The 18,760-nt window shown below is 61.5% G+C and carries 22 protein-coding genes and 1 riboswitch; all 22 genes read right to left on the reverse strand.

The genetic code is table 11. The annotated features are described in order from the left end of the window. Window positions 1-840 carry a lipase secretion chaperone gene (locus HCI85_RS11460; RefSeq protein ID WP_241693771.1) on the reverse strand — a complete coding sequence of 280 codons (840 nt, stop codon included), beginning with the start codon at window positions 838-840 and terminating at the stop codon, window positions 1-3. A gap of 279 nt (window positions 841-1,119) precedes the next feature. Next, on the reverse strand, window positions 1,120-2,046 hold the full coding sequence (locus HCI85_RS11465) for an esterase/lipase family protein (RefSeq protein WP_090253124.1): 927 nt from the start codon (window positions 2,044-2,046) through the stop codon (window positions 1,120-1,122). 124 nt (window positions 2,047-2,170) lie between these two features. Next, entirely contained in the window at window positions 2,171-2,722 is a 552-nt protein-coding gene (locus tag HCI85_RS11470; RefSeq protein WP_160087364.1) for a glutathione peroxidase, read from the reverse strand. Window positions 2,723-2,762: 40 nt separating this feature from the next. Further along, complete coding sequence (locus HCI85_RS21115) at window positions 2,763-2,888, reverse strand: hypothetical protein (RefSeq protein ID WP_256665152.1); 126 nt, start codon at window positions 2,886-2,888, stop codon at window positions 2,763-2,765. Then, entirely contained in the window at window positions 2,885-4,093 is a 1,209-nt protein-coding gene (locus HCI85_RS11475) for an MFS transporter (protein WP_167144802.1), read from the reverse strand. The genes HCI85_RS21115 and HCI85_RS11475 overlap by 4 nt, the downstream gene beginning before the upstream one ends. 155 nt (window positions 4,094-4,248) lie before the next feature. Next, a complete protein-coding gene (locus HCI85_RS11480; RefSeq protein WP_167144803.1) occupies window positions 4,249-5,079 on the reverse strand; it encodes a hypothetical protein in 831 nt (276 codons plus the stop codon). 94 nt (window positions 5,080-5,173) lie between these two features. Then, window positions 5,174-5,899 (reverse strand): adenosylcobinamide-GDP ribazoletransferase, encoded by a 726-nt coding sequence (locus HCI85_RS11485; RefSeq protein WP_167144804.1) that lies wholly within the window; start codon window positions 5,897-5,899, stop codon window positions 5,174-5,176. Further along, window positions 5,896-6,471, reverse strand: a complete 576-nt coding sequence (gene cobC, locus HCI85_RS11490) for an alpha-ribazole phosphatase family protein (RefSeq protein WP_167144805.1) — start codon at window positions 6,469-6,471, stop codon at window positions 5,896-5,898. Before cobC ends, HCI85_RS11485 begins: the two co-directional genes overlap by 4 nt. Beyond that, window positions 6,468-7,523 carry a nicotinate-nucleotide--dimethylbenzimidazole phosphoribosyltransferase gene (gene cobT / locus HCI85_RS11495; protein ID WP_167144806.1) on the reverse strand — a complete coding sequence of 352 codons (1,056 nt, stop codon included), beginning with the start codon at window positions 7,521-7,523 and terminating at the stop codon, window positions 6,468-6,470. Before cobT ends, cobC begins: the two co-directional genes overlap by 4 nt. Further along, entirely contained in the window at window positions 7,520-8,041 is a 522-nt protein-coding gene (gene cobU, locus HCI85_RS11500) for a bifunctional adenosylcobinamide kinase/adenosylcobinamide-phosphate guanylyltransferase (protein ID WP_167144807.1), read from the reverse strand. Before cobU ends, cobT begins: the two co-directional genes overlap by 4 nt. Beyond that, a complete protein-coding gene (locus HCI85_RS11505; RefSeq protein WP_167144808.1) occupies window positions 8,034-9,491 on the reverse strand; it encodes a cobyric acid synthase in 1,458 nt (485 codons plus the stop codon). Before HCI85_RS11505 ends, cobU begins: the two co-directional genes overlap by 8 nt. Next, window positions 9,488-10,480, reverse strand: coding sequence for a threonine-phosphate decarboxylase CobD (gene cobD / locus HCI85_RS11510; protein WP_167144809.1), 993 nt, complete (start codon window positions 10,478-10,480; stop codon window positions 9,488-9,490). The genes HCI85_RS11505 and cobD overlap by 4 nt, the downstream gene beginning before the upstream one ends. Beyond that, the gene (gene cbiB, locus HCI85_RS11515) at window positions 10,473-11,381 is read right to left on the reverse strand and encodes an adenosylcobinamide-phosphate synthase CbiB (RefSeq protein WP_167144810.1); all 909 of its coding nucleotides are present in this window, start codon (window positions 11,379-11,381) and stop codon (window positions 10,473-10,475) included. The genes cobD and cbiB overlap by 8 nt, the downstream gene beginning before the upstream one ends. After that, the gene (gene bluB / locus HCI85_RS11520; protein ID WP_167144811.1) at window positions 11,378-12,025 is read right to left on the reverse strand and encodes a 5,6-dimethylbenzimidazole synthase; all 648 of its coding nucleotides are present in this window, start codon (window positions 12,023-12,025) and stop codon (window positions 11,378-11,380) included. The genes cbiB and bluB overlap by 4 nt, the downstream gene beginning before the upstream one ends. After that, on the reverse strand, window positions 12,022-13,329 hold the full coding sequence (locus HCI85_RS11525) for a cobyrinate a,c-diamide synthase (RefSeq protein WP_167144812.1): 1,308 nt from the start codon (window positions 13,327-13,329) through the stop codon (window positions 12,022-12,024). The genes bluB and HCI85_RS11525 overlap by 4 nt, the downstream gene beginning before the upstream one ends. Then, window positions 13,326-13,937, reverse strand: a complete 612-nt coding sequence (gene cobO, locus HCI85_RS11530; RefSeq protein ID WP_090253090.1) for a cob(I)yrinic acid a,c-diamide adenosyltransferase — start codon at window positions 13,935-13,937, stop codon at window positions 13,326-13,328. Before cobO ends, HCI85_RS11525 begins: the two co-directional genes overlap by 4 nt. Before the next feature lie 109 nt (window positions 13,938-14,046). After that, window positions 14,047-14,271, reverse strand: a riboswitch (cobalamin riboswitch). 67 nt (window positions 14,272-14,338) lie between these two features. Continuing rightward, window positions 14,339-14,932, reverse strand: a complete 594-nt coding sequence (locus HCI85_RS11535) for an MliC family protein (RefSeq protein WP_090253088.1) — start codon at window positions 14,930-14,932, stop codon at window positions 14,339-14,341. 106 nt (window positions 14,933-15,038) lie between these two features. After that, a complete protein-coding gene (locus HCI85_RS11540; RefSeq protein WP_167144813.1) occupies window positions 15,039-16,304 on the reverse strand; it encodes an alpha/beta hydrolase in 1,266 nt (421 codons plus the stop codon). A gap of 64 nt (window positions 16,305-16,368) precedes the next feature. Continuing rightward, window positions 16,369-16,689, reverse strand: coding sequence for a hypothetical protein (locus HCI85_RS11545; protein ID WP_167144814.1), 321 nt, complete (start codon window positions 16,687-16,689; stop codon window positions 16,369-16,371). 6 nt (window positions 16,690-16,695) lie between these two features. Beyond that, on the reverse strand, window positions 16,696-17,358 hold the full coding sequence (locus tag HCI85_RS11550) for an O-methyltransferase (RefSeq protein ID WP_090253080.1): 663 nt from the start codon (window positions 17,356-17,358) through the stop codon (window positions 16,696-16,698). A gap of 27 nt (window positions 17,359-17,385) precedes the next feature. Further along, window positions 17,386-17,910, reverse strand: coding sequence for a C40 family peptidase (locus HCI85_RS11555; protein ID WP_167144815.1), 525 nt, complete (start codon window positions 17,908-17,910; stop codon window positions 17,386-17,388). Window positions 17,911-18,069: 159 nt separating this feature from the next. Further along, on the reverse strand, window positions 18,070-18,684 hold the full coding sequence (locus tag HCI85_RS11560; protein WP_167144816.1) for a C40 family peptidase: 615 nt from the start codon (window positions 18,682-18,684) through the stop codon (window positions 18,070-18,072). Between the last annotated feature and the right edge of the window lie 76 nt (window positions 18,685-18,760).

Raw genomic sequence — 18,760 nt, forward strand, 5'->3', positions numbered from 1 at the left:
TTACAACTCGGGGGATTGATTTTCCTGCTGCTTGGCGGCGATGGCGTCATAGGTTTCCACCCGGTGCTGATCTTCGGCGCTGAACAGGCGCTGACGTAACCGTTGCTGCTCCTGCTGCTGATCCGTAGCACTGAGGCCATTGGCCTGCAATGCGGCAAGTTCCTGCTGGTAGGTGGCATAACGCTGTTGCCAGGCGCGCTCATTGCGCTGTTCGTCGAGTACACGCTCGACCGTGGGCGGATCATAGGTCAAGGCAAGCAGCTGGCGCACCTGCTCTTCACTGGCGCCGTCTTGCCAGAGCTTGTCGGTCTGAACTTGTAGTGCTTGCGCCTGCGCCTGGCGCTCCTCACTGGCGCGCATGGCCTCGGGTAGCTGCGCACGCAGACGCTCTTGCGCCTGAGCCTTGGCGTGCTCACTGAGATCAGTACGGGCCATCAAGGCCAGATTATCCAGGGTGTAGCGGCCATAAGCCTCTTCCGCACCAAACAGGGCCTCGGCAGCGGCACTGGAAAAATGCGCCCGGCGTAACTCGGCAAGCTGTTCAAAAGCCCGCTGCAACGCAACAAGTTGGCCATCTGGGGTGCTTTGCTGGGCCGTGCTCAAGGGCTGTTGCAGTAACGCCAGGCTGGCGCGTTTGTAATCCATGTAGTCGCCGAGCAGGCCAATAAACTGGCCGAGGGCAGGCTCCGGCAAACGCCCGCGGGCGTCGGCCAGCATTGCTTCGACCACCGTTTCCAACCCAGCCTGATCCGCGGCACTAAGGAAGTAATCCAGATAATCGCGCAGCGCCAGGTTCAGCTGCAGATTGCCGGCGCTGTCCGCCTTGAGTTCACCATCCACCTCCGTGTCCTGCAAACCCGGCAGGCTGGTCGGCGCACGAGGGACTGAGCGCTCTGATTTAACGAGGGGTAACTGAGAGGGGGTGACAACAGCTAAAGGCGCCGAAGCAGTGACCGGCATAGCCGTCGCACCGGGTGAGGCAGCATCTGGCCACTGCCAATACAACGTAAAGCCGGCAACGCTGCCGGCCAGGAGTAAAAGAGGAACCGTTGATCGTAACGACATGGCCATATGACCTCCAGAATGCGGGCTGCAGGACGCAGCCCGCTGAGGTGACGGTCAGACGCCTTTGCTTTTCAGGCGGTTGGCATGTTGGCGGTACAGCGAAACTGGATCGGTCCAGCCACGTACGCCGAACAGGTGATTGATCGCATCCACATGGTTCATGTTGTAACCATCACCAATGACCTGCCCCAGGTAAGTTGAACAGACGCCAACCAGGCCGTCGTTCTTCTCGCTGCCAAACGCCAGGCCGGTGATGGCCAGAAACGGATCAACCGCATCAAAGACGTTGGTGTACGGGGTATTACCGGTCCATGAGTAGTAACGAATGTTGTGCCCGCGCACGTTGTGCACTTCGGTGGACTTGGCGCAGTAGCTGCTGCTGTTCACGCCCCATGGGTGACGGCCATTGAGTGCCGTGGTGCCTGCGGTGGTGAGCGTCTTCAGGGCCGCCAAGCCGTTCTGCGGGTTGTTGTTACCCGACAGCAGGTTGATCAACGAACCGATGGCGTTGGCCAGGCCATTGGCCCCGCCTTCGATGGCGCTGTTCGCCGGGATCACACCGCGCAGCACGTCGGCCACTTTCGAGCCTTTGTTAACGCCATTGACCGAGGTCACCGACGCCACCAGATCCGGACGTAACGAAGCGGCCACGCGCGAGGTTGGCGACCCCTGGCTATGACCAATCAGGTTGACTTTGCCGCCATTGGCGCTGGCCCACGGCACAATCTGCTGCGCCAGAGAGGCGCCACGTTGCTCACTGTCATTGAGCGCAGAAACACTGGCCACATAGACCTTGGCGCCATCGCGTTCAAGGTTCCAGGGGATGGTGTGGAAGTAGTTGATCAGACCGCCGATGGTGTCAAAGCCGGTCACCCCGTGCACCAGCACGATTGGGTATTTGGTCTTGGTGTAGTTGGCCTGAGCCTCAACCGCGCCGACCAGGGCGCATACAGCTAGAGCAGAAGTAATAACGCGACGCATGGGTGCCTCCTTATTTTTCTTGTTGGCACGCCGGGAGAACTGCGTCCGGCGTACTCACAACTTTAAGGAGGTGCTGCGGTGTGGACTATCGCCCAGATGGGTGAGGCACTCACCCATCTGAGTATCAGCGCTGCGAAGCCATGGCCTGCTCGACGGCGGCCAGGAATGCCGGATCATCCGGCGTGGTGCTGCTGGGGAAGCTGGCGATCACCTTGCCCTTAGCATCAATCACATACTTGGAAAAATTCCAGCGTGGTGCTTGGCTTTGTGCGGCCAACTCTTTGAACAGCGGCAGCGCCTCACTGCCTGTCACACGTTGAGTTTCACTCATGGGGAAAGTCACGCCGTAATTGACGTAACAGACTTTCGCCGTTTCTTCGCTGTTGTCTGATTCCTGACGAAAATCATCAGAAGGCACGCCAAATACCTGTAAGCCTTGGGCTTTGTAGCGTTGATACAGCGCTTCAAGGCCTTTGAACTGCGGCGTAAACCCGCAGAAGCTGGCGGTATTGACCACCACCAGCGGTTTACCGGCAAACTGGGCACACAGATCTATACGTTCCTCGCTGCGCAACTTCTGTACTTCGCCTTGCAGTAACACCGGGCACTCATCAGCCTGCGCAGGGATAACCCAGGTACTCAGCAAAGCGACAACCAGCAGGGTAAAACGCCACATCCGAATCACTTTGAACCCCTTTCACGACGCCGTAATTGCTTTAACACACACCCAAACCCAGCTGCAGAAAAGCCAGACCACTTTGTAACCAACCCCACCAGGCCAGGCCCAAAGCCAACATGCCGCCCATCACCAGCGCGGTATTCCAACCGTAATCGGTGTTCATGCATTCGCCTCCTGTTGTTGCAAGCGCGCCACGGGCAACTCACGTACTGGCCAGTTGAGTGCGGCGGCCAGCAAACTCAGCAGCACGGCAATCTGCCAGACCAGATCATAACTGCCGGTGTGGTCATACAGATAGCCGCCCATCCAACCGCCGAGAAACGCCCCCAGCTGGTGGAACAGAAACACAATACCACCGAGCATCGACAGGTTGCGTACGCCAAACATCGTCGCCACCGTGCCATTGGTCAACGGCACCGTCGACAACCACAGCAAGCCCATGGCCACACCAAAGGCGTAGGCGCTCCACACCGTCAGCGGCGTCACAATAAACGCCACGATCACCACCGCGCGGGCCAGATACAGCGCACTAAGCAGGCGCGGCTTGGACATCCGCCCGCCCAGCCAACCGGCAATGTAAGTGCCAAAGATATTGAACAAACCGACCAGCGCCAGCACTGTGGTGCCGACCAGCGCGGGCAGATGCTGATCGACCAGATAAGCCGGCAAATGCACGCCGATAAACACCACCTGAAAACCGCAGACGAAAAAGCCCAGCGCCAACAGCCAGAAGCCGGAATGGCTGCAGGCCTCGCGCAAGGCCTCGCCCAGGGTTTGCTCTTGGCCGGTGAGCGGCAGTGGCGTGTCCTTGAGCATGGCTGCCAGCGGTATGATCAGGGCCACCAACAGGCCCAGCGCCATCAGCGCTACCGACCAACCGAGCCAGCTAAGCAGGCCCAGGGTGCCAGGAAGCATGACGAACTGGCCAAAGGAGCCCGCTGCCGCCGCGATGCCCATGGCCATGCTGCGTTTTTCCATCGGTACGGCGCGACCCACTGCACCGAGAATCACCGAGAACGAAGTGCCGGACAAACCAATACCGATCAGCAACCCGGCGCTCAGCGACAGGCTTAGAGGCGAGTCGGCCAGGCCCATGCAACCGAGGCCAATGGCATACAAAATGCCGCCGACAATCACCGTGCGCTTGGCGCCGAAGCGGTCAGCCAGGGCGCCGGTAAAGGGCTGGGTCAAGCCCCATATCAGGTTCTGCAAAGCGATGGCGAAGGCGAACACCTCACGCCCCCAACCGAACTCGGCGCTCATCGGCGGCAGGAACAAGCCAAACCCATGGCGAATACCCAGTGACAGCGCCAGCACCAGCGATGCGCCCAGCATTAACCAGCCACTGGTGCGCCATAACGAAGTCATACGGTGTCCTATGCGGGGCCTGGCCCGCTCTCGATAAATCGGCAAGATGACGCAGGTATATACCCCTACCCGCGCTGGCAACAGCTACAGCTGCTCGGCAATCCGGTGTTACAGATTGCACGCTGAATTGACCATGCCGACAAGCCGACCATCGGCTAATCGAACCGCAGCGGCGCGTCGCTGGCGCGCTGAGCAAAAAACTGCAGCAACGCATCGTGGTAATGGCTGTACACCTCAGGCGGCAGCCAACGCTGGTAAATCGCCAGGGTGCTGGCGGGCGCGGCGGAAACCTCGCGAATCGCCTGATCGAGACGCCGAGCCATCTGCGCGCCCCATGGTGTGCGCGAGCAATAGATGCCCACCGTCACCAGTTCAGCGTTCTCGCGCAGCGGTAAGCTGACCAGCGCATCACTGAGACTGAAATGGCGCATTACCTCGGTGTAGATCACGGGGTAATCGAAGACATAATCCAGACGGTGATGGCTGACCATCAGCAGCAAATTCTCGCCGGCCAGGCTACCGCCTAGCTCAGGGATGCGGCCTTCGGCGTGCGCTTTAAGTAGGCGATCACGAATCGGCGCGGGATAGACGCGACTCTTGGCCAGAGCCCCTCGCAAATAAGGATTACCGAATAGCCAGTCAAGGCTGACCTGACCGTCTTCGATCAGCAGTTGATCCAGGGTTTGCCTGCGTACCAGCACATGGATCGGTGTGCTCGCCACATAGGGTACGAAGTAACCCAACTGGTCGCGTTCGGGGCTCTGCAGCTGGCCACTGCTGCACAGTTCACCCTGCTCGCTCATGCGTTGTTCAACCCGAGCCATGGGTAAAACCTCAAAACGCATCTGCAACTCGGGTAGACGGGCGGCCAGCAGTTGCATGACCTCGTACAGCACGCCATCAATCACCTCACCGTCACGCACATTGAAGGCGCCGGGTATCGGTACAACGCCCCATACCAGCTCCTCGGCCTGAATGGTATCCACACAGGGCACGATCCCAAGCAGTGCCGTCGCCAGCGTCGAGTAAAGCAACCTACGCCCCATGTCCATCCCTGCTGTGTCTTGCTGTCCTTACACGCTAGCAGGCTAACGCCACAACCACCGCGCACTCGGCGATTTCCAGCAGAGCTCCAGCGGTATCACCGGTGGTGCCATCCAAACGCTTGAGCATCAAGCTGCGCAGCAAGATAAATACGCCCCCGGCCACCAGCAAGGCGAGCAAAGCCGACCATCCAAACAGCAACATGGCCAGCACATTGGCAACCAACACCCAGGGCAGTTGCCGGCGCGGAAGGTGTTCGGCCAAGGCCTGACCGAGGCCGCCGGCGCGCACATAGGGTGTGGTCATAAATAGCAGCGGCAATAGACAACGCGCCAGCCAAGGCACCAGTAGCAACAGCAATCCGGCGCCGCTCTCCAGCAAGGCCACCAGCGCGGCGAACTTGAGCAGCAACAGCAGCACCAGCACCACCACTGCGATCGGTCCGCTGCGAGGGTCTTTCATGATCGCCAGGGTGCGCTGCTTATCGCCAAAACCACCGACCCAGGCATCGGCACTGTCGGCCAGGCCATCCAGGTGCAAGCCGCCGCTGATACCCACCCACAGCGCCAGCAACAACGCCGCCTGCAGCAGCACCGCGCTATCGCCCAGCAAGTGTTGCGCAGCGAGCAACAACAGGCCGATCAACAGCCCCACCAGCGGATAGAACAACAGCGAGCGACCGACCTGCTTAGGCGTCGGCATGCCGGCCAGGGTCACGGGCAAACGGGTAAGGAACTGCAGGGCAATCCACCAAGGCGTCATGCGCGCTCCCACAGCTCACCTTGTTCATCCAGGCACAGTTGATAGCGCTCGGCATGACCCACAGCAACCTGCAGCAGATCATTGCGCGGCAAGCCACGGGCACGCGCCAGCAGCAGGCGAATCACCCCGCCATGGGTGACCAGCAACAAGCGCTCGCCGGCATACCGGGCCTGCAAGCGTTGCAAGGCACCCAGTATCCGCGCCTCAAAGGCCAGCAAGGTCTCGCCTTCGGGCGGGGTGAAACCATAGGGATCGTTCCAGAAACGGCCCAACTCTTCTGCGTTGGTCTGCATCAGCTCGGCGGTACTGCGCCCTTCCCAAGCGCCGAAATGCAGTTCCTGCAGATCAGGCTCCAGACTGAGTGGCACGCCATGCTGCGCGGCCAGCTCTTCGGCAAAACGCGCGCAGCGCTGCAAAGGCGAGCTGATCAAGCGATCCCAGCGGCTGCCGTCAGCCACTGCCGTGCGCAGCTGCGCCCAACCGGTTTCGGTCAGGGCATCGTCGAGGCTACCGCGCAGGCCGCCGCCCAGTTCGGTTTCACCGTGACGCAGCAGTTCCAGATAGACCGTCATAGCGGACGCTCGGCTACCGCCGCCTCGGCAAAGGTGGCCATGTCGTTGTGCAGGCTGCAGGCCAGTTGCAGCAGTGGCACCACCAAAGCCGCGCCACTGCCCTCGCCCAGACGCAGGCCCAGATCAAGCAGCGGCTCGGCCTGCAGCGCCTTGAGCACCCGCTGATGGCCGGGCTCGGCGCCGCTGTGAGCAAACAACAGCCAGTCGCGGCAAGCCGGATTCAGGCGCACCGCCATGAGCGCGGCCACGCTGCAGATAAACCCATCCACCAGTGCAGTGATGCCCCGCTGCGCGCAAGCCAGATAAGCGCCGCTCAGCGCCGCAATCTCAAAGCCGCCGAGGCGCTGCAGGATATCGATGGGGTCGCTGATCGCCGGGCGATGCAAGGCCAGGGCTGCCTCGATGACCTTGGCTTTATGCGCCACACCCGCGCTATCCAGGCCGGTGCCGGGGCCGACCAACTCTTGCGCCGGACACTCCAGCAGCAGGCAGGCCATGGCTGTGGCGGCAGTGGTATTGCCGATGCCCATCTCGCCGCCGATAAACAGCTGGCTGCCAGCTTCACAGGCACGCTGCACGCTGGCTTGGCCGGCAGCCAGGGCCTGCAGTAACTGCGCGGCAGTCATCGCCGGGCCTTGGACGAAATTCTGCGTACCTTCACCGAGATGCAAATGACGCACGCCGCGCAGCGGTTCCAACAGCAGCGCGGTACCCAGGTCGATCACCTCAAGCGTCGCGCCCAATTGTTTGGCCAGTACGCTGATCGCCGCACCTCCATTGACGAAGTTGCGCAGCATCTGCCCGGTGACGGCTTGGGGGAATGCCGAAACCCCTTCAGCGACCACACCATGGTCACCGGCAAAAATGCTGATCCACAGCCGGTCGACCTGCGGCCGCTGGCTGCCTTGCATGGCCGCCAGCTCAATCGCCAGCTGCTCCAGCTGGCCGAGGGAGCCGGCCGGCTTGGTCAGCTGCTGCTGCCGCGCCTCGGCGGTGTTGCGCGCAGGCCTGTCCAACGCCTGACAGCCTTGCTGCCACCATTGCTCACTCACAGCGCCTCTCCTTTGAGAACCATCGGCAGACCCGCCACGGTAAACACCACACGCTCACAGCGTTCGGCCAGGGCCTGGTGCAACCAGCCGGCCTCATCAACATAACGCCGGGTCAGCTCGCCCAGCGGCACCACGCCCAGGCCGGTCTCATTGCTGACCAGCAGTAGCCGCCCCGGCAAGTCGCTGAGGCAATCCAGCAACGCATCGCGCTCGGCGCTCAGGCGCGCCGGATCATCGAGCATTAACAAGTTGGTCAGCCACAGCGTCAGGCAATCGACCAGCAGACACTTGTCGGCACCCGCCTGTTCGCGCAGCACTCGGGCCAGAGCCAGCGGTTCTTCCACCAGGCCCCAATGCACCGGCCGACGTTCGCGGTGATGTTGAATACGGCTATTCATCTCACCATCCAGAGGCTGACTGGTGGCGATATAAGTCACGGCCAGGCCGGATTCGGCCGCCAAACGCTCGGCGAGACGACTTTTGCCAGAGCGGGCACCGCCGAGAATCAGTTCATGCATGACCTACTCCACATAACTCGCGCAGCCGGGCCGTATCCAGATGCGCCTCGACCAGATCAGCCAGGCGCTCGATATCACGCTCACGCAGGGCGTGGTAATCCACCGACTGCACGTCACGCAGCCCCGCCCAGCGCAGCAAGGCGCTGCACGCCTCCGGGGTTTCAAACAGGCCGTGCAAATAGGTGCCGAGCACCTGGCCATCCGCGCTAAGCGCGCCGTCGCTGCGACCATCATCGAGGCGCACAGCCGCGTTCAACCCCTGGCCAGAGCTGACCCCAGCATGAATTTCGTAGCCACTGACCGGGGCATTTTCCAGACACAGCTGGCCGCGTACATTGCGCAGCTGCTTCTCCGGCTCCAGCACCGTGTGGAAATCCAGAAGCCCCAACCCAGGGCTGAAACCTGCCGCGCCTTCCAGCCCATGCGGATCATCAATCTGATGGCCGAGCATCTGCAGCCCACCGCAGATACCCAGTAACTTGCCGCCATAGCGCAAGTGTTTGTTAAGGACTGCCGGCCAGCCCTGCTCACGCAGAAAGGCCAGATCGCTGCGTACGCTTTTCGAGCCGGGCAAGATAATCAGGTCGGCCGCAGGAATGGCCTGGCCCGGGCCGACAAAGGTCAGCTCAACCTGCGGATGCAGGCGCAGCGGATCGAAATCGGTGTGGTTGCTGATGCGGGGCAACACCGGTACCACCACCTTGATCCGCTCGGCCGTCTTGGCGCTCTGGCGAATATCAATGGCGTCCTCGGCCTCCAGATGGAAATCCATCAGATAAGGCAATACGCCCAGTACCGGTTTGCCGGTGCGCTGCTCCAGCCAATCCAGCCCCGGTTGCAGCAAGGCGATATCGCCGCGAAAGCGGTTGATCACAAAACCCTGGACCCGCGACTGTTCGCTCTCGGAAAGCAATGCCAGGGTGCCGACCAGATGGGCAAACACCCCGCCCTTGTCGATATCGGCAATCAGAATCACCGGGCAATCCACCGCCTCGGCAAAACCCATATTGGCGATATCGCCGGCGCGCAGGTTGATCTCCGCTGGCGAACCGGCGCCCTCCACCATCACCACCGGATAAGCGGCGCTCAGACGCTGGTGCGACTGCAGCACCGCCTGCATCGCCACCTTTTTGTAATCGTGGTACGCCACAGCATCCATGCTGCTCAGGGCGCGGCCGTGGATGATCACTTGGGCGCCGGTGTCGCTATTGGGTTTGAGCAGCACCGGGTTCATGTCAGTATGCGGCGCCAGCCCGGCGGCCTGGGCCTGTACTGCCTGGGCGCGACCGATTTCGCCACCATCGGCGGTGACCGCTGAGTTGAGCGCCATATTCTGCGGTTTAAACGGCACCACGCTAACGCCCTGGCGCTTAAGCCAGCGGCACAGTGCGGTGACCAGGGTGCTTTTGCCAGCATCGGAGGTGGTGCCCTGCACCATCAGTGTGCTCATGCCAGCTCTCCAGCGAAGACCGCCAGCGCCTGCTGCAAACGCTGCCAGCCGGCTTCATCCGGTGGCAAACCAAACCGCAGGCTCAGCGGCTTTTCAAACAGGCGGGTAAGGATGCCTTGCAGGGCGAGAAACTCATGCAGCAAGGCAGCCTGCGGTGTGCAACAGAACTGGAACAACGCGCAACCACCTGTGGGGCTGAACCCATGCGCAGCCAACAGCGCCGCCAGGCGTTCACCGTCGGCGAGTAACCGCTCACGTTGCGCCTGCTGGCCGGCAATGTCCTGCAACAACGCCGTGGCCACCACGCGGCTCGGTCCGCTGATGGCCCAAGGGCCGAGCAATTCGGCCAGTTGCGCCAGCAGCTGCGGTTGCGCCAGGACAAAACCCAGACGAATGCCCGCCAAACCGAAAAATTTGCCAAACGAGCGCAGCACGATCAACCCGGGCAACTCACTGAACGCCGCCAGGCTGAATGCCGGCGCGCAATCGATAAAGGCCTCGTCCACCACCAGCCAGCCGCCCCGCTCGGCCAACCGCCGATGCCACTCCAGCAAACGCGCAGGTTCAATACAGCGGCCGGTGGGGTTATTCGGGTTGACCAGCAACAGCACATCGATGCGCTCCAGCGCTCGCTCGATGGCTCCTTCGCTGAGTTCCAGCAAACGATGCCCTTCGCGCTGCCAGGCCGCCGCATGCTCGGCATAAGCGGGTGAAACAATGCCCACAGTGACGTGCCGCAGCAGACGCGGCAGCGTCTGAATGGCGGCTTGCGAACCCGCCACCGGTAGCAGGTTGGCGACGCCGTAGTAATCACGCGCAGCGATTTCCAGACCGTCCTGCTGCTCGGGCAAGCGTGTCCAGGCACTGGCCGGAATGGCGGGCAAGGGCCAGCCGTAGGGTGCAATGCCGGTGGACAAATCCAGCCACTCCGCCAGGGCTATGCCATAACGCAGCGAGGCTGCGCGTAGCCGGCCACCATGTTCAAGCATAAAACAGCCCCCACAGCAGTAGCAGCGCCAGCCACAGCAGCACGCCGCCGTAGACCAGATTGACTGCCCGTTCGATATCCCTCGCCCGGGGCGGCGGCCCCGCACCCAGATCAGGCCGCACATGCACCTCACCGTGATATTCCGCCGCACCGCCCAGGCTCACGCCCAAGGCCCCTGCACCCGCTGCCATCACGGGGCCAGCATTCGGGCTGTCCCACAGCGGCGCCTGAGTGCGCCAGCAACGCAGCGCCAACAGGGTTTTACCCAGCAACGCGTAGGTCAAGGCGACCAGCCGCGCAGGCAGATAATTGAGTGCATCGTCGATCTTCGCCGCGGCCCAGCCGAAGCGCTCAAAGCGTTCATTGCGATAGCCCCACATGGCGTCCAGGGTATTGCTCAGGCGATACAGCACCACGCCCGGTGCGCCAGCCAAGACAAACCAGAACAGCGCGGCGAACACCGCGTCGCTGCCGTTTTCCAGCACCGATTCGCTACCCGCGCGGGCCACACCCGTGGCATCCAGCTGCGCAGTATTGCGGCTGACCATATAGCCAACCCGCTCGCGGGCCAGGCGCAAATCCCCCAGACGCAGCGCCTGCGCCACTGGCATGGCATGCTCGCCCAGGCTTTTCAGACCCAGGGCGGCATACAAGGCAATGATCTCCACCGCCCAACCCAGCCCGCTGATCTCACTCAACAGCCAGGCCAGCAGGGTCAGCGGCAACACCGCCAGGCACCAGGCGCTGACGCCATGGCTGCGCCAACCGCTGCCCGCCGGATTGAAGCGTTGCTCGATACGCTCGGCCATACGACCAAAGGCCACCAGCGGGTGCCAGCCCTTGGGTTCGCCAAAAATCGCATCCAGAACGACTCCGGCGCAGGTACTCAGCACCAGGCTCATGGCGTGCCCCACTGATTCTCGAACAGCAACTCGTTGAGCGGCCGAGGCTCAGCCCACCCCTGCTGCACCAGCATCGGCGCCTCATAGAATTCCGTCACCGGTCCCAGGCACAGCACCGCCAATGGCTTGCTGCCGGTCGGCATGTTGAGCAGATCCGCCAGGGCTTGGGGCTCGAACAGCGACACCCAGCCCATGCCCAAACCCTCTGCGCGGGCCGCCAGCCAGAGGTTCTGAATCGCGCAGGCCAGGGAGGCTAGGTCCATCTCCGGCAAGGTGCGGCGGCCAAACACATGGGCCTCACGCCCGTCCATCAGGGCCACCACCAACAGTTCGGCGCAATCGCGTATACCCTCGACTTTCAACCGCATAAATTCATCGCTGCGCTCACCCAACGCCTCGGCGGTGCGCGTGCGCTCCTTCTCTACCAGGCCGTGGATCGCTTCGCGCAAGGCCGGACGGGTGATGCGAATAAATCGCCAGGGCTGCATCATGCCCACGCTGGGCGCCTGATGCGCAGCTTCGAGCAAGCGCGCGAGCAACTCGGGTGCCACCTCGCCACCGCTGAAATGGCGCATATCGCGCCGTTCAGCGATGGCGCGGTACACCGCCGCACGCTCTTCGGCACTGAAAGCCTGCTCACTCATGCCGGCGCACCGGGACAAAACAACGCGGCAGCGGCAACCGGATCGGACGGCAGATAGAAGTGAATATAGGAGGCGGTCATCCGCCCCTGGCGATAGACCGCCTCACTGGTGCGCTTGTAGTTCGGGCACTCGCCACGGGTAAGCGGTTGCAGTTCGCTGCTGAGCGCCGAGTAGTGAAAACTGTGGCCGCGCAGCAGCCCTTCCGGCAGCTCAGCCTGTTGCAGGGCCATGGCGGTCATGCGTGGTTGCAGGGTCGCCTCGCCGTTTAACAAACCGAGCATCTGCCCGCTGGCGCCCTGTTTGTCGGTCAGTTTGTCGAGCAGGTAAAGCATGCCACCGCACTCGGCGTGGATCGGTTTGCCTGCCTCATGGTGAGCGCGGATTGCCTCGGCCATGGCCTGGTTAGCTTCAAGCGTGGACAGGTGCAACTCCGGGTAACCGCCGGGCAGGTACAGGCTGTCGATATCCGGTAACTGTTCATCTGTAAGCGGCGAAAAGAACGCTAATTCAGCGCCCAGCTCGCGCAGCAAATCGAGGTTGGCCTGATAGAGAAAGGCAAAAGCGCTGTCGCGCGCTACGCCAATGCGTACGCCCTTAAGCAACGGCGCGGGCCTGGCCTGTTCGGGCGCGGCGAAGCTGACTGGCGGCGGCAGACTGGTATCGGCACTGGCAGCCAAGGCATCGGCGGCGGCATCCAGACGGGCATCCAGGTCGAGCAGTTCGCCCGCCTGAACCAGGCCGAGATGGCGGCTCGGTAAACCGACCTCGGCGCTGCGCGGTAGCGCGCCGTACCAGCGAATCGAGGCTGGCAGCGCATCACGCAGAATCTCGCCATGCCGCGCACTGCCAACCCGATTACCGAGCACGCCAGAAAACGGCAAATCCGCCTGGAAGGTCGCCAGTCCATGGGCCATAGCGCCAAAGGTCTGCGCCATGGCCGAACCGTCGATCACCGCCAGCACCGGCACACCAAAGTGCCGGGCCAAATCGGCTGCCGAAGGCGTGCCATCGAACAGGCCCATCACCCCTTCAATCAGAATCAGGTCAGCCTCACCCGCCGCCTCCCAGAGCAGACGACGACTCTCGGCTTCACCGACCATCCACAGGTCGAGCTGATACACCGGCGCGCCGCTGGCGCGAGCAAGAATCATCGGGTCAAGAAAGTCCGGGCCGCACTTGAACACCCGCACGCGCTTGCCCTGGCGTGCATGCAAGCGCGCCAAGGCTGCGGTGACCGTGGTTTTACCCTGACCGGAGGCCGGTGCAGCGATCAATAACGCGGGGCAAGAGTGGGCGCTGTTCAAAACTCCACGCCCTTCTGCGCCTTAACCCCGGCCTTGAACGCATGCTTGACCAGGCTCATCTCGGTCACGGTATCCGCTGCCTCGATCATCCCCGGCAACGCGCCACGACCGGTTACCACCACATGCTGTAGCAGCGGCCGCGCTTCGATGTCGGCGAGCACCGCGTCGAGTTCCAGATAACCGTACTTCAGGGCGATATTCAGCTCGTCGAGCACCACCAGACCGATGGCCGGGTCATTCAGCAGCTGCGCCGCCACCGTCCAGGCTTCGCGCGCCTTGTCGATATCACGCTGGCGATCCTGGGTCTCCCAGGTAAAGCCTTCGCCCATCACGTGGTAGCTGACTTCATCGGGAAAACGGCGAAAGAAGGCTTCTTCGCCTGTGCTGGCTGCACCCTTGATAAATTGCACCACGCCCACTTTGAGGCCGTGGCCCAGGGCGCGGGCAACCATGCCGAAGGCGCTGCTGCTCTTGCCCTTGCCATTACCGCTGTGCACCAGCAGCAGGCCGTACTCATCCTGGGCCTGGGCAATCTTTTCATCGATAAGGGCTTTCTTGCGGGCCATGCGCGCCTTGTGCCGGGCGTCACGTTCAATCGATTCAGTCATCGCATGCTCCACCGCCACAGGGCGATCTGGCTGGAAAAAGCATGCGGGGATAGGGAAAGCGCGGGCCTGCGCACAGCGCACACCACACGCCAGCCATCGCCCTCCGCGATGCCGTGGACTGCAGCAGGCCGGTCTCCGGGCTTGTGAGCGAGCCGAATGGCTCACGACCGCACCTTCCCATGCATCACGCACAGTGGTTCTTGCGGCGTTTGACTCACTTACCGTTGCGGGGGCAGCGTCGGAATAGCGGGCGTTCACACGCACAGCGCACCGACTTCCCTGTTTCACCCCGCACACGCAATGCGTTGGGGGCACCTGCTACAAGGCGCGAAGGTTAGAGAGTTCATGATTAAGCGTCAAACGAATGCGCCATTTGGCGCAGACTGCTTAAGCCACCAGGGTTACTTGGCCTGACACTTCATCTCGGGCGAGCCATAGCCCCACACCACGGTCGCCTCCCCCTGGTGCTCCCAGAATGATTCGTTGCGCCCCTGATATTTGCTGCCGCTGGCTGCAGGCTGCTGATACATCAACGACACGCTGTCAGCAAACTCGGCCACCAGGGTCCCAGGCTCGGTGGGGTAGTAGGTGACGATGACTTCCTTGGCCGGCAGACCATCGCATTGAAAACGCACCGGACCGGTCCCTTTCAGTAACGCGTAGCGCGCCTGCAATTCGGCAATCCGCAGGCGATAGCTCTCGGCTACGCACTGCTCACGGTCAGCGGCCTTCCAGCAGTCATTGCGGCCTTTTATCCAACCTCTCTGCTCAGCCTTGAGTACCGGTGGATGCTGGTTTATGGCCTTGGCCGACGCCTGCTGATAAACATTCGACATTTTCTGATCAAGCTCGGCCAGAGCAGGCGCCTGACAAATCAGCTCCTCGATACTGCCAGCCTCAACCTTGGTACAGCTGAACGATGGCTCAGCCGCCTGCAGGGTCGCTAACGGCAGGCCGAGCAGAGCTAAAAGGGCAAAACGCTTAGGGGTAAACATGCTGATTCCTCGTCCGCTTTACGTTGGTTTTTAATAGCCGTATCCAGGCGTACACCCTGCTTGCGACAAGCTGCATGCTTCGTCAGCTAAGGCCAGACCAGAGCACCTACCACTGCCCCTTGAGTACCCGCCGGGTTGCTTCACGTACCGTCAGCGGGTAGTCCGTATTCATGTACCAGACTGCCGGGTGCTCGGTGACAGATAGCGCTCGCTGATCCGGCGGCAGGTTGGTACGCAGCAGCAAGATCACATCACTGCTGACCCAGGGATGACGGTACCAGTAGTGATGCCCGACGATATCAAAGCCGCGCTCGCTGCTATTACCGGAAACATCCAGCAGAGTGACATTGTTCAAGTGCCGCCTGCGGGTGAACTGGTGCAGGCTCTGCTCGGCCCGACTGCTGCCAATCCGCGCGCCACCGGGCATCAGGCGCTGCGCGTAATCCAGCGCCTCGTCCTGATCGGACACGGTGATCATCACCTGTTCAGCGACGCGACTGATTGCCGGCAGACGCCCTTCAAATACTTCCTCGGGGACATCCGCAGCGGCAAACACCACCGCGCCAATCCGATAACGCGCCTGTAACTGCGCGGTATTCAAATCCGGATGACGATTCTGGAACGCCTGCAACGCCAGAGATGCCACGCGCCCACCGGCGCTATAGGCGATCAGGTTGATCCGCTCAGCAGCGGTATGTCGCGCCAGCAGCTCGATCAACTGCGCCAACGCCTGGCTGGAATCACGAGCGCGATTCACATCGATGCCGAGCAGATAACTGGCAATGTTCTGGTGTGACGGCCAGTCGAACGCCAGACCGACAAAGTCGCGCCCGGCAAAATGCACAAGCTCGCCCGTCAGTTCACAGGCATTGGCAAAATCCACTTTTGCACCATGCACATAGATGATGATTTCCTTGTCGCGGGCCTTGTCCAGCGCCAGATTGATCGCATCGACATAGCTCTGCACCGCCGGCGCCAAAGGCACATCAACCGGCCGCTGCACCGGCAGTATCGCTGTTTGCTGAGCCTCAATCAGACTCAGTGGCAGCTCACGCGCGCGCAGCTCGCTGACCGAAGCCGAATGCAATTGCGACCAATCACTCTGCTGATCGCCCAAACGCACCTGGGCACGCCCCAGTTGCAAGGTTGGACTGACGCGATTGCCATAGCCCACGCCCTCTGGCGCCCGAGTAGTGGCGTAGAACAGTGCCACATCGGGCACCCGTTCTGCCGGTGACAAATGGGCGAAAGGATCGATAGCAGCCTGGTGATAAATCACCGGCGTACTCATCAGCATCAGCGGCGTTGGCCCAGCACAGGCGCCCAACAACAGAGCAAGGCATACATATGACAGCGCGCGTAAACAGGTCATCGGCAGTCGCCACTACTAAGAGTTCAGAAGGTCATCACAAACAAGCAGCAAGCCTAGCCGCGATTCAATGTCTGGGCATAAAGCCCGCCGGCTTGCTGGCCAGCCACTCGACAAACGTACGTAGGCGTTCGTCGCTGAGCAGGCTGTCGCGATTGTTATAGGTCAGCGCCAGCTCCTTTTCGCTGAACAGCCGGTGGATCTGGTTGTGGCAGGCGCGGCAGACCCAGAGCGTGGCGCTGATGCGCTCGCTTTTGCCGAAGCGCTTCTGCACATAAACCTTGTTGTGCAGCGCCTTGGGGATCAAATGGTGACGCGTCAAAGCGGCCGCACGGGCGCAGAGCTCGCAGGCATCAGGTTGTTCGGGCAGACGAATCGGTTCAGGCATACGGGTTCAGCGTTTACGGCACAGGCTCAGACCGTCGCCCAACGGCAACAGGGACAGGTCGATGCGCGGATCATCACGCAGCGCCAGGTTAAGCGCCTGAATGGCTCGGGTGTCGTCGCTTTCGGGGTTCTGCTCAAGCACACGTCCGCTCCACAGGGTGTTATCGAACAGGATCAGTCCACCCTGGCGCACCAGGCGCAGGGCATGTTCCAGATAGGCGAGGTAATTGGCCTTGTCGGCGTCGATAAACAGCAGGTCGATACTGCCAGCCAAACCTTCAGCTTCTAGCTCCACCAGGGTCTGTAGCGCCGGCGCCAAACGCTGTTCGATACACCCACTCAATCCCGCGGCGCGCCAGTAATGCTCAGCTGTGGCGTTGTATTCGCCGGGAATATCACAGCAGATCAGCCGACCACCCTCAGGCATGGCCTGGGCCATGCAGATGGCGCTGTAGCCGGTAAAGGTGCCGACCTCGACAATCCGCCGCGCTCCCGTCAGCTGCACAAGCAAGGCCATAAACTGCCCCTGCTCGGGAGCAATCTGCCAACGCGCCGTACTCAGCTGCGCGGTTTCCTCACGCAGACGTTTGAGCAGCGGTGTTTCACGTAGGGAAACATCCAGCAGGTATTGATACAGGGTGGAATCGAGATTGAGCGTTCGGTTGGTCATGCCTACTCCCTCTGCAAACCAAAGCTGTCAGGGGTTGCGCGCCAGTTCCGGGGTGAACACGCGCTTGGCATTCAGATAAGTGCGTTGCCAATACGTATTGCTCAGGCTGTCCAGGCGTACGGTGCCGCCGCTTGAAGGTGCATGAACAAAACGGCCATCGCCGACATAGATACCCGCGTGACTGACCTGGCTGCCGCCATTAGTGGCGAAGAACACCAGATCACCACTTTGCAGGCGATCACGGCCGACAGTCGGGGCGCGCATGCTGATCAGCTCGCGGGTCGAACGTGGCAGTTTGATGCCCGCCGCATCGCGGTAGACATAGCCAATCAGACCGCTGCAATCAAAGCCGCCATCAGGGGTATTGCCGCCGTAGCGATAGGGTGTCCCGACTAAACCGAGGGCACGAAAAAGCACATCTTCAGCATTGCCGTTAAAGCTGCTGATAGGCGCATGCACAACTGGCTTGGGGGTTGGCGTGGGGGCATTGCTGGCGCAGGCGCTGAGCAACGCGGCAAGCACAATCAAACTGAGACGGGTGATAGCGGTCATGGACGAGCGATCCTGAGCCGGGATGCACCCTACTCTGCCGGCTTGCACATCGTAGTGCAAGCTTTAGCTTTGCTTGGCAGGTTGTTGAAAATTATCGAGATAGGACGGGAGTGTCAGTTAATCGCAGCGACCGAACAGATTCAGTCGCTATTCACGAGATCAAGGGTGACGTACAACCGACTCGCTTGGCGCCAGCGCCAGGGCACGCTTGGCCTCGATAAAGGTACGCGACCAGTAACGATCATCCAGACTATCGACCCGCACGCCGCCACTGCGGCTGCTGCTGGAGTGGATAAACTGGTTATCGCCCATATAGATGCCGGCATGGCTGACGCGGTTACGGCCACTGGTGCTGAAGAACAGCAGATCACCCGGCTCCAAGTCATCACGCGACACCAGCGGTGCGTCGATATTGATCATGTCGCGTGACGAGCGTGGCAGTTTCATGCCCAGCTCTTCCTTGAACAGATAACCGATAAAGCCGCTGCAATCGAAGCCGGATTTCACCGAGCTGCCACCGTAACGATAACGGGTACCTACCAGCGACAGGCCGTGAGTCAGGATGCTGTCAGCCAGTTGCGGCAGTTTGTAGGATTTGTCTTCAGTGAAGTCGCCCAAAGCCGCTTCTTTGGCTTGTTCGTCAAACTCGGCAAGTTCTGTCGAGGAGAACACCGCAGGCTGGGTTGCCAGCTCTGGCTGTGGGGCATGGTTGGCGCAGGCGGCCAGAACCAGGGAGAGTGCGATAGGCACGAGGGGTGCGAGGCGTTTGAGCATGGGCACGACCGTGTCGGTGAATTTCACAAGAGCGTGACTATGCCCTCTATGGCATGCATTTGCAAATTCTATGGCT

It is taken from the genome of Pseudomonas sp. OTU750018 (assembly GCF_011636575.1).
Taxonomy (GTDB): Bacteria; Pseudomonadota; Gammaproteobacteria; order Pseudomonadales; family Pseudomonadaceae; genus Aquipseudomonas; species Aquipseudomonas peli.

Bases quoted from the DNA above. Each gene is read 5' to 3' on its own strand.
- HCI85_RS11550 (WP_090253080.1), bottom strand. From the start codon at position 17,358: ATGACCAACCGAACGCTCAATCTCGATTCCACCCTGTATCAATACCTG.
- HCI85_RS11545 (WP_167144814.1), bottom strand. From the start codon at position 16,689: ATGCCTGAACCGATTCGTCTGCCCGAACAACCTGATGCCTGCGAGCTC.
- cobC (WP_167144805.1), bottom strand. From the start codon at position 6,471: ATGACGGTCTATCTGGAACTGCTGCGTCACGGTGAAACCGAACTGGGC.
- HCI85_RS11485 (WP_167144804.1), bottom strand. From the start codon at position 5,899: ATGACGCCTTGGTGGATTGCCCTGCAGTTCCTTACCCGTTTGCCCGTG.
- HCI85_RS11560 (WP_167144816.1), bottom strand. From the start codon at position 18,684: ATGCTCAAACGCCTCGCACCCCTCGTGCCTATCGCACTCTCCCTGGTT.
- HCI85_RS11470 (WP_160087364.1), bottom strand. From the start codon at position 2,722: ATGTGGCGTTTTACCCTGCTGGTTGTCGCTTTGCTGAGTACCTGGGTT.
- HCI85_RS11535 (WP_090253088.1), bottom strand. From the start codon at position 14,932: ATGTTTACCCCTAAGCGTTTTGCCCTTTTAGCTCTGCTCGGCCTGCCG.
- HCI85_RS11505 (WP_167144808.1), bottom strand. From the start codon at position 9,491: ATGAGCACACTGATGGTGCAGGGCACCACCTCCGATGCTGGCAAAAGC.
- HCI85_RS21115 (WP_256665152.1), bottom strand. From the start codon at position 2,888: ATGAACACCGATTACGGTTGGAATACCGCGCTGGTGATGGGCGGCATG.
- cobD (WP_167144809.1), bottom strand. From the start codon at position 10,480: ATGCTTGAACATGGTGGCCGGCTACGCGCAGCCTCGCTGCGTTATGGC.
- bluB (WP_167144811.1), bottom strand. From the start codon at position 12,025: ATGAGTGAGCAGGCTTTCAGTGCCGAAGAGCGTGCGGCGGTGTACCGC.
- HCI85_RS11555 (WP_167144815.1), bottom strand. From the start codon at position 17,910: ATGACCGCTATCACCCGTCTCAGTTTGATTGTGCTTGCCGCGTTGCTC.
- HCI85_RS11465 (WP_090253124.1), bottom strand. From the start codon at position 2,046: ATGCGTCGCGTTATTACTTCTGCTCTAGCTGTATGCGCCCTGGTCGGC.
- cobO (WP_090253090.1), bottom strand. From the start codon at position 13,937: ATGACTGAATCGATTGAACGTGACGCCCGGCACAAGGCGCGCATGGCC.
- cobU (WP_167144807.1), bottom strand. From the start codon at position 8,041: ATGCATGAACTGATTCTCGGCGGTGCCCGCTCTGGCAAAAGTCGTCTC.
- HCI85_RS11540 (WP_167144813.1), bottom strand. From the start codon at position 16,304: ATGACCTGTTTACGCGCGCTGTCATATGTATGCCTTGCTCTGTTGTTG.
- cbiB (WP_167144810.1), bottom strand. From the start codon at position 11,381: ATGAGCCTGGTGCTGAGTACCTGCGCCGGAGTCGTTCTGGATGCGATT.
- HCI85_RS11475 (WP_167144802.1), bottom strand. From the start codon at position 4,093: ATGACTTCGTTATGGCGCACCAGTGGCTGGTTAATGCTGGGCGCATCG.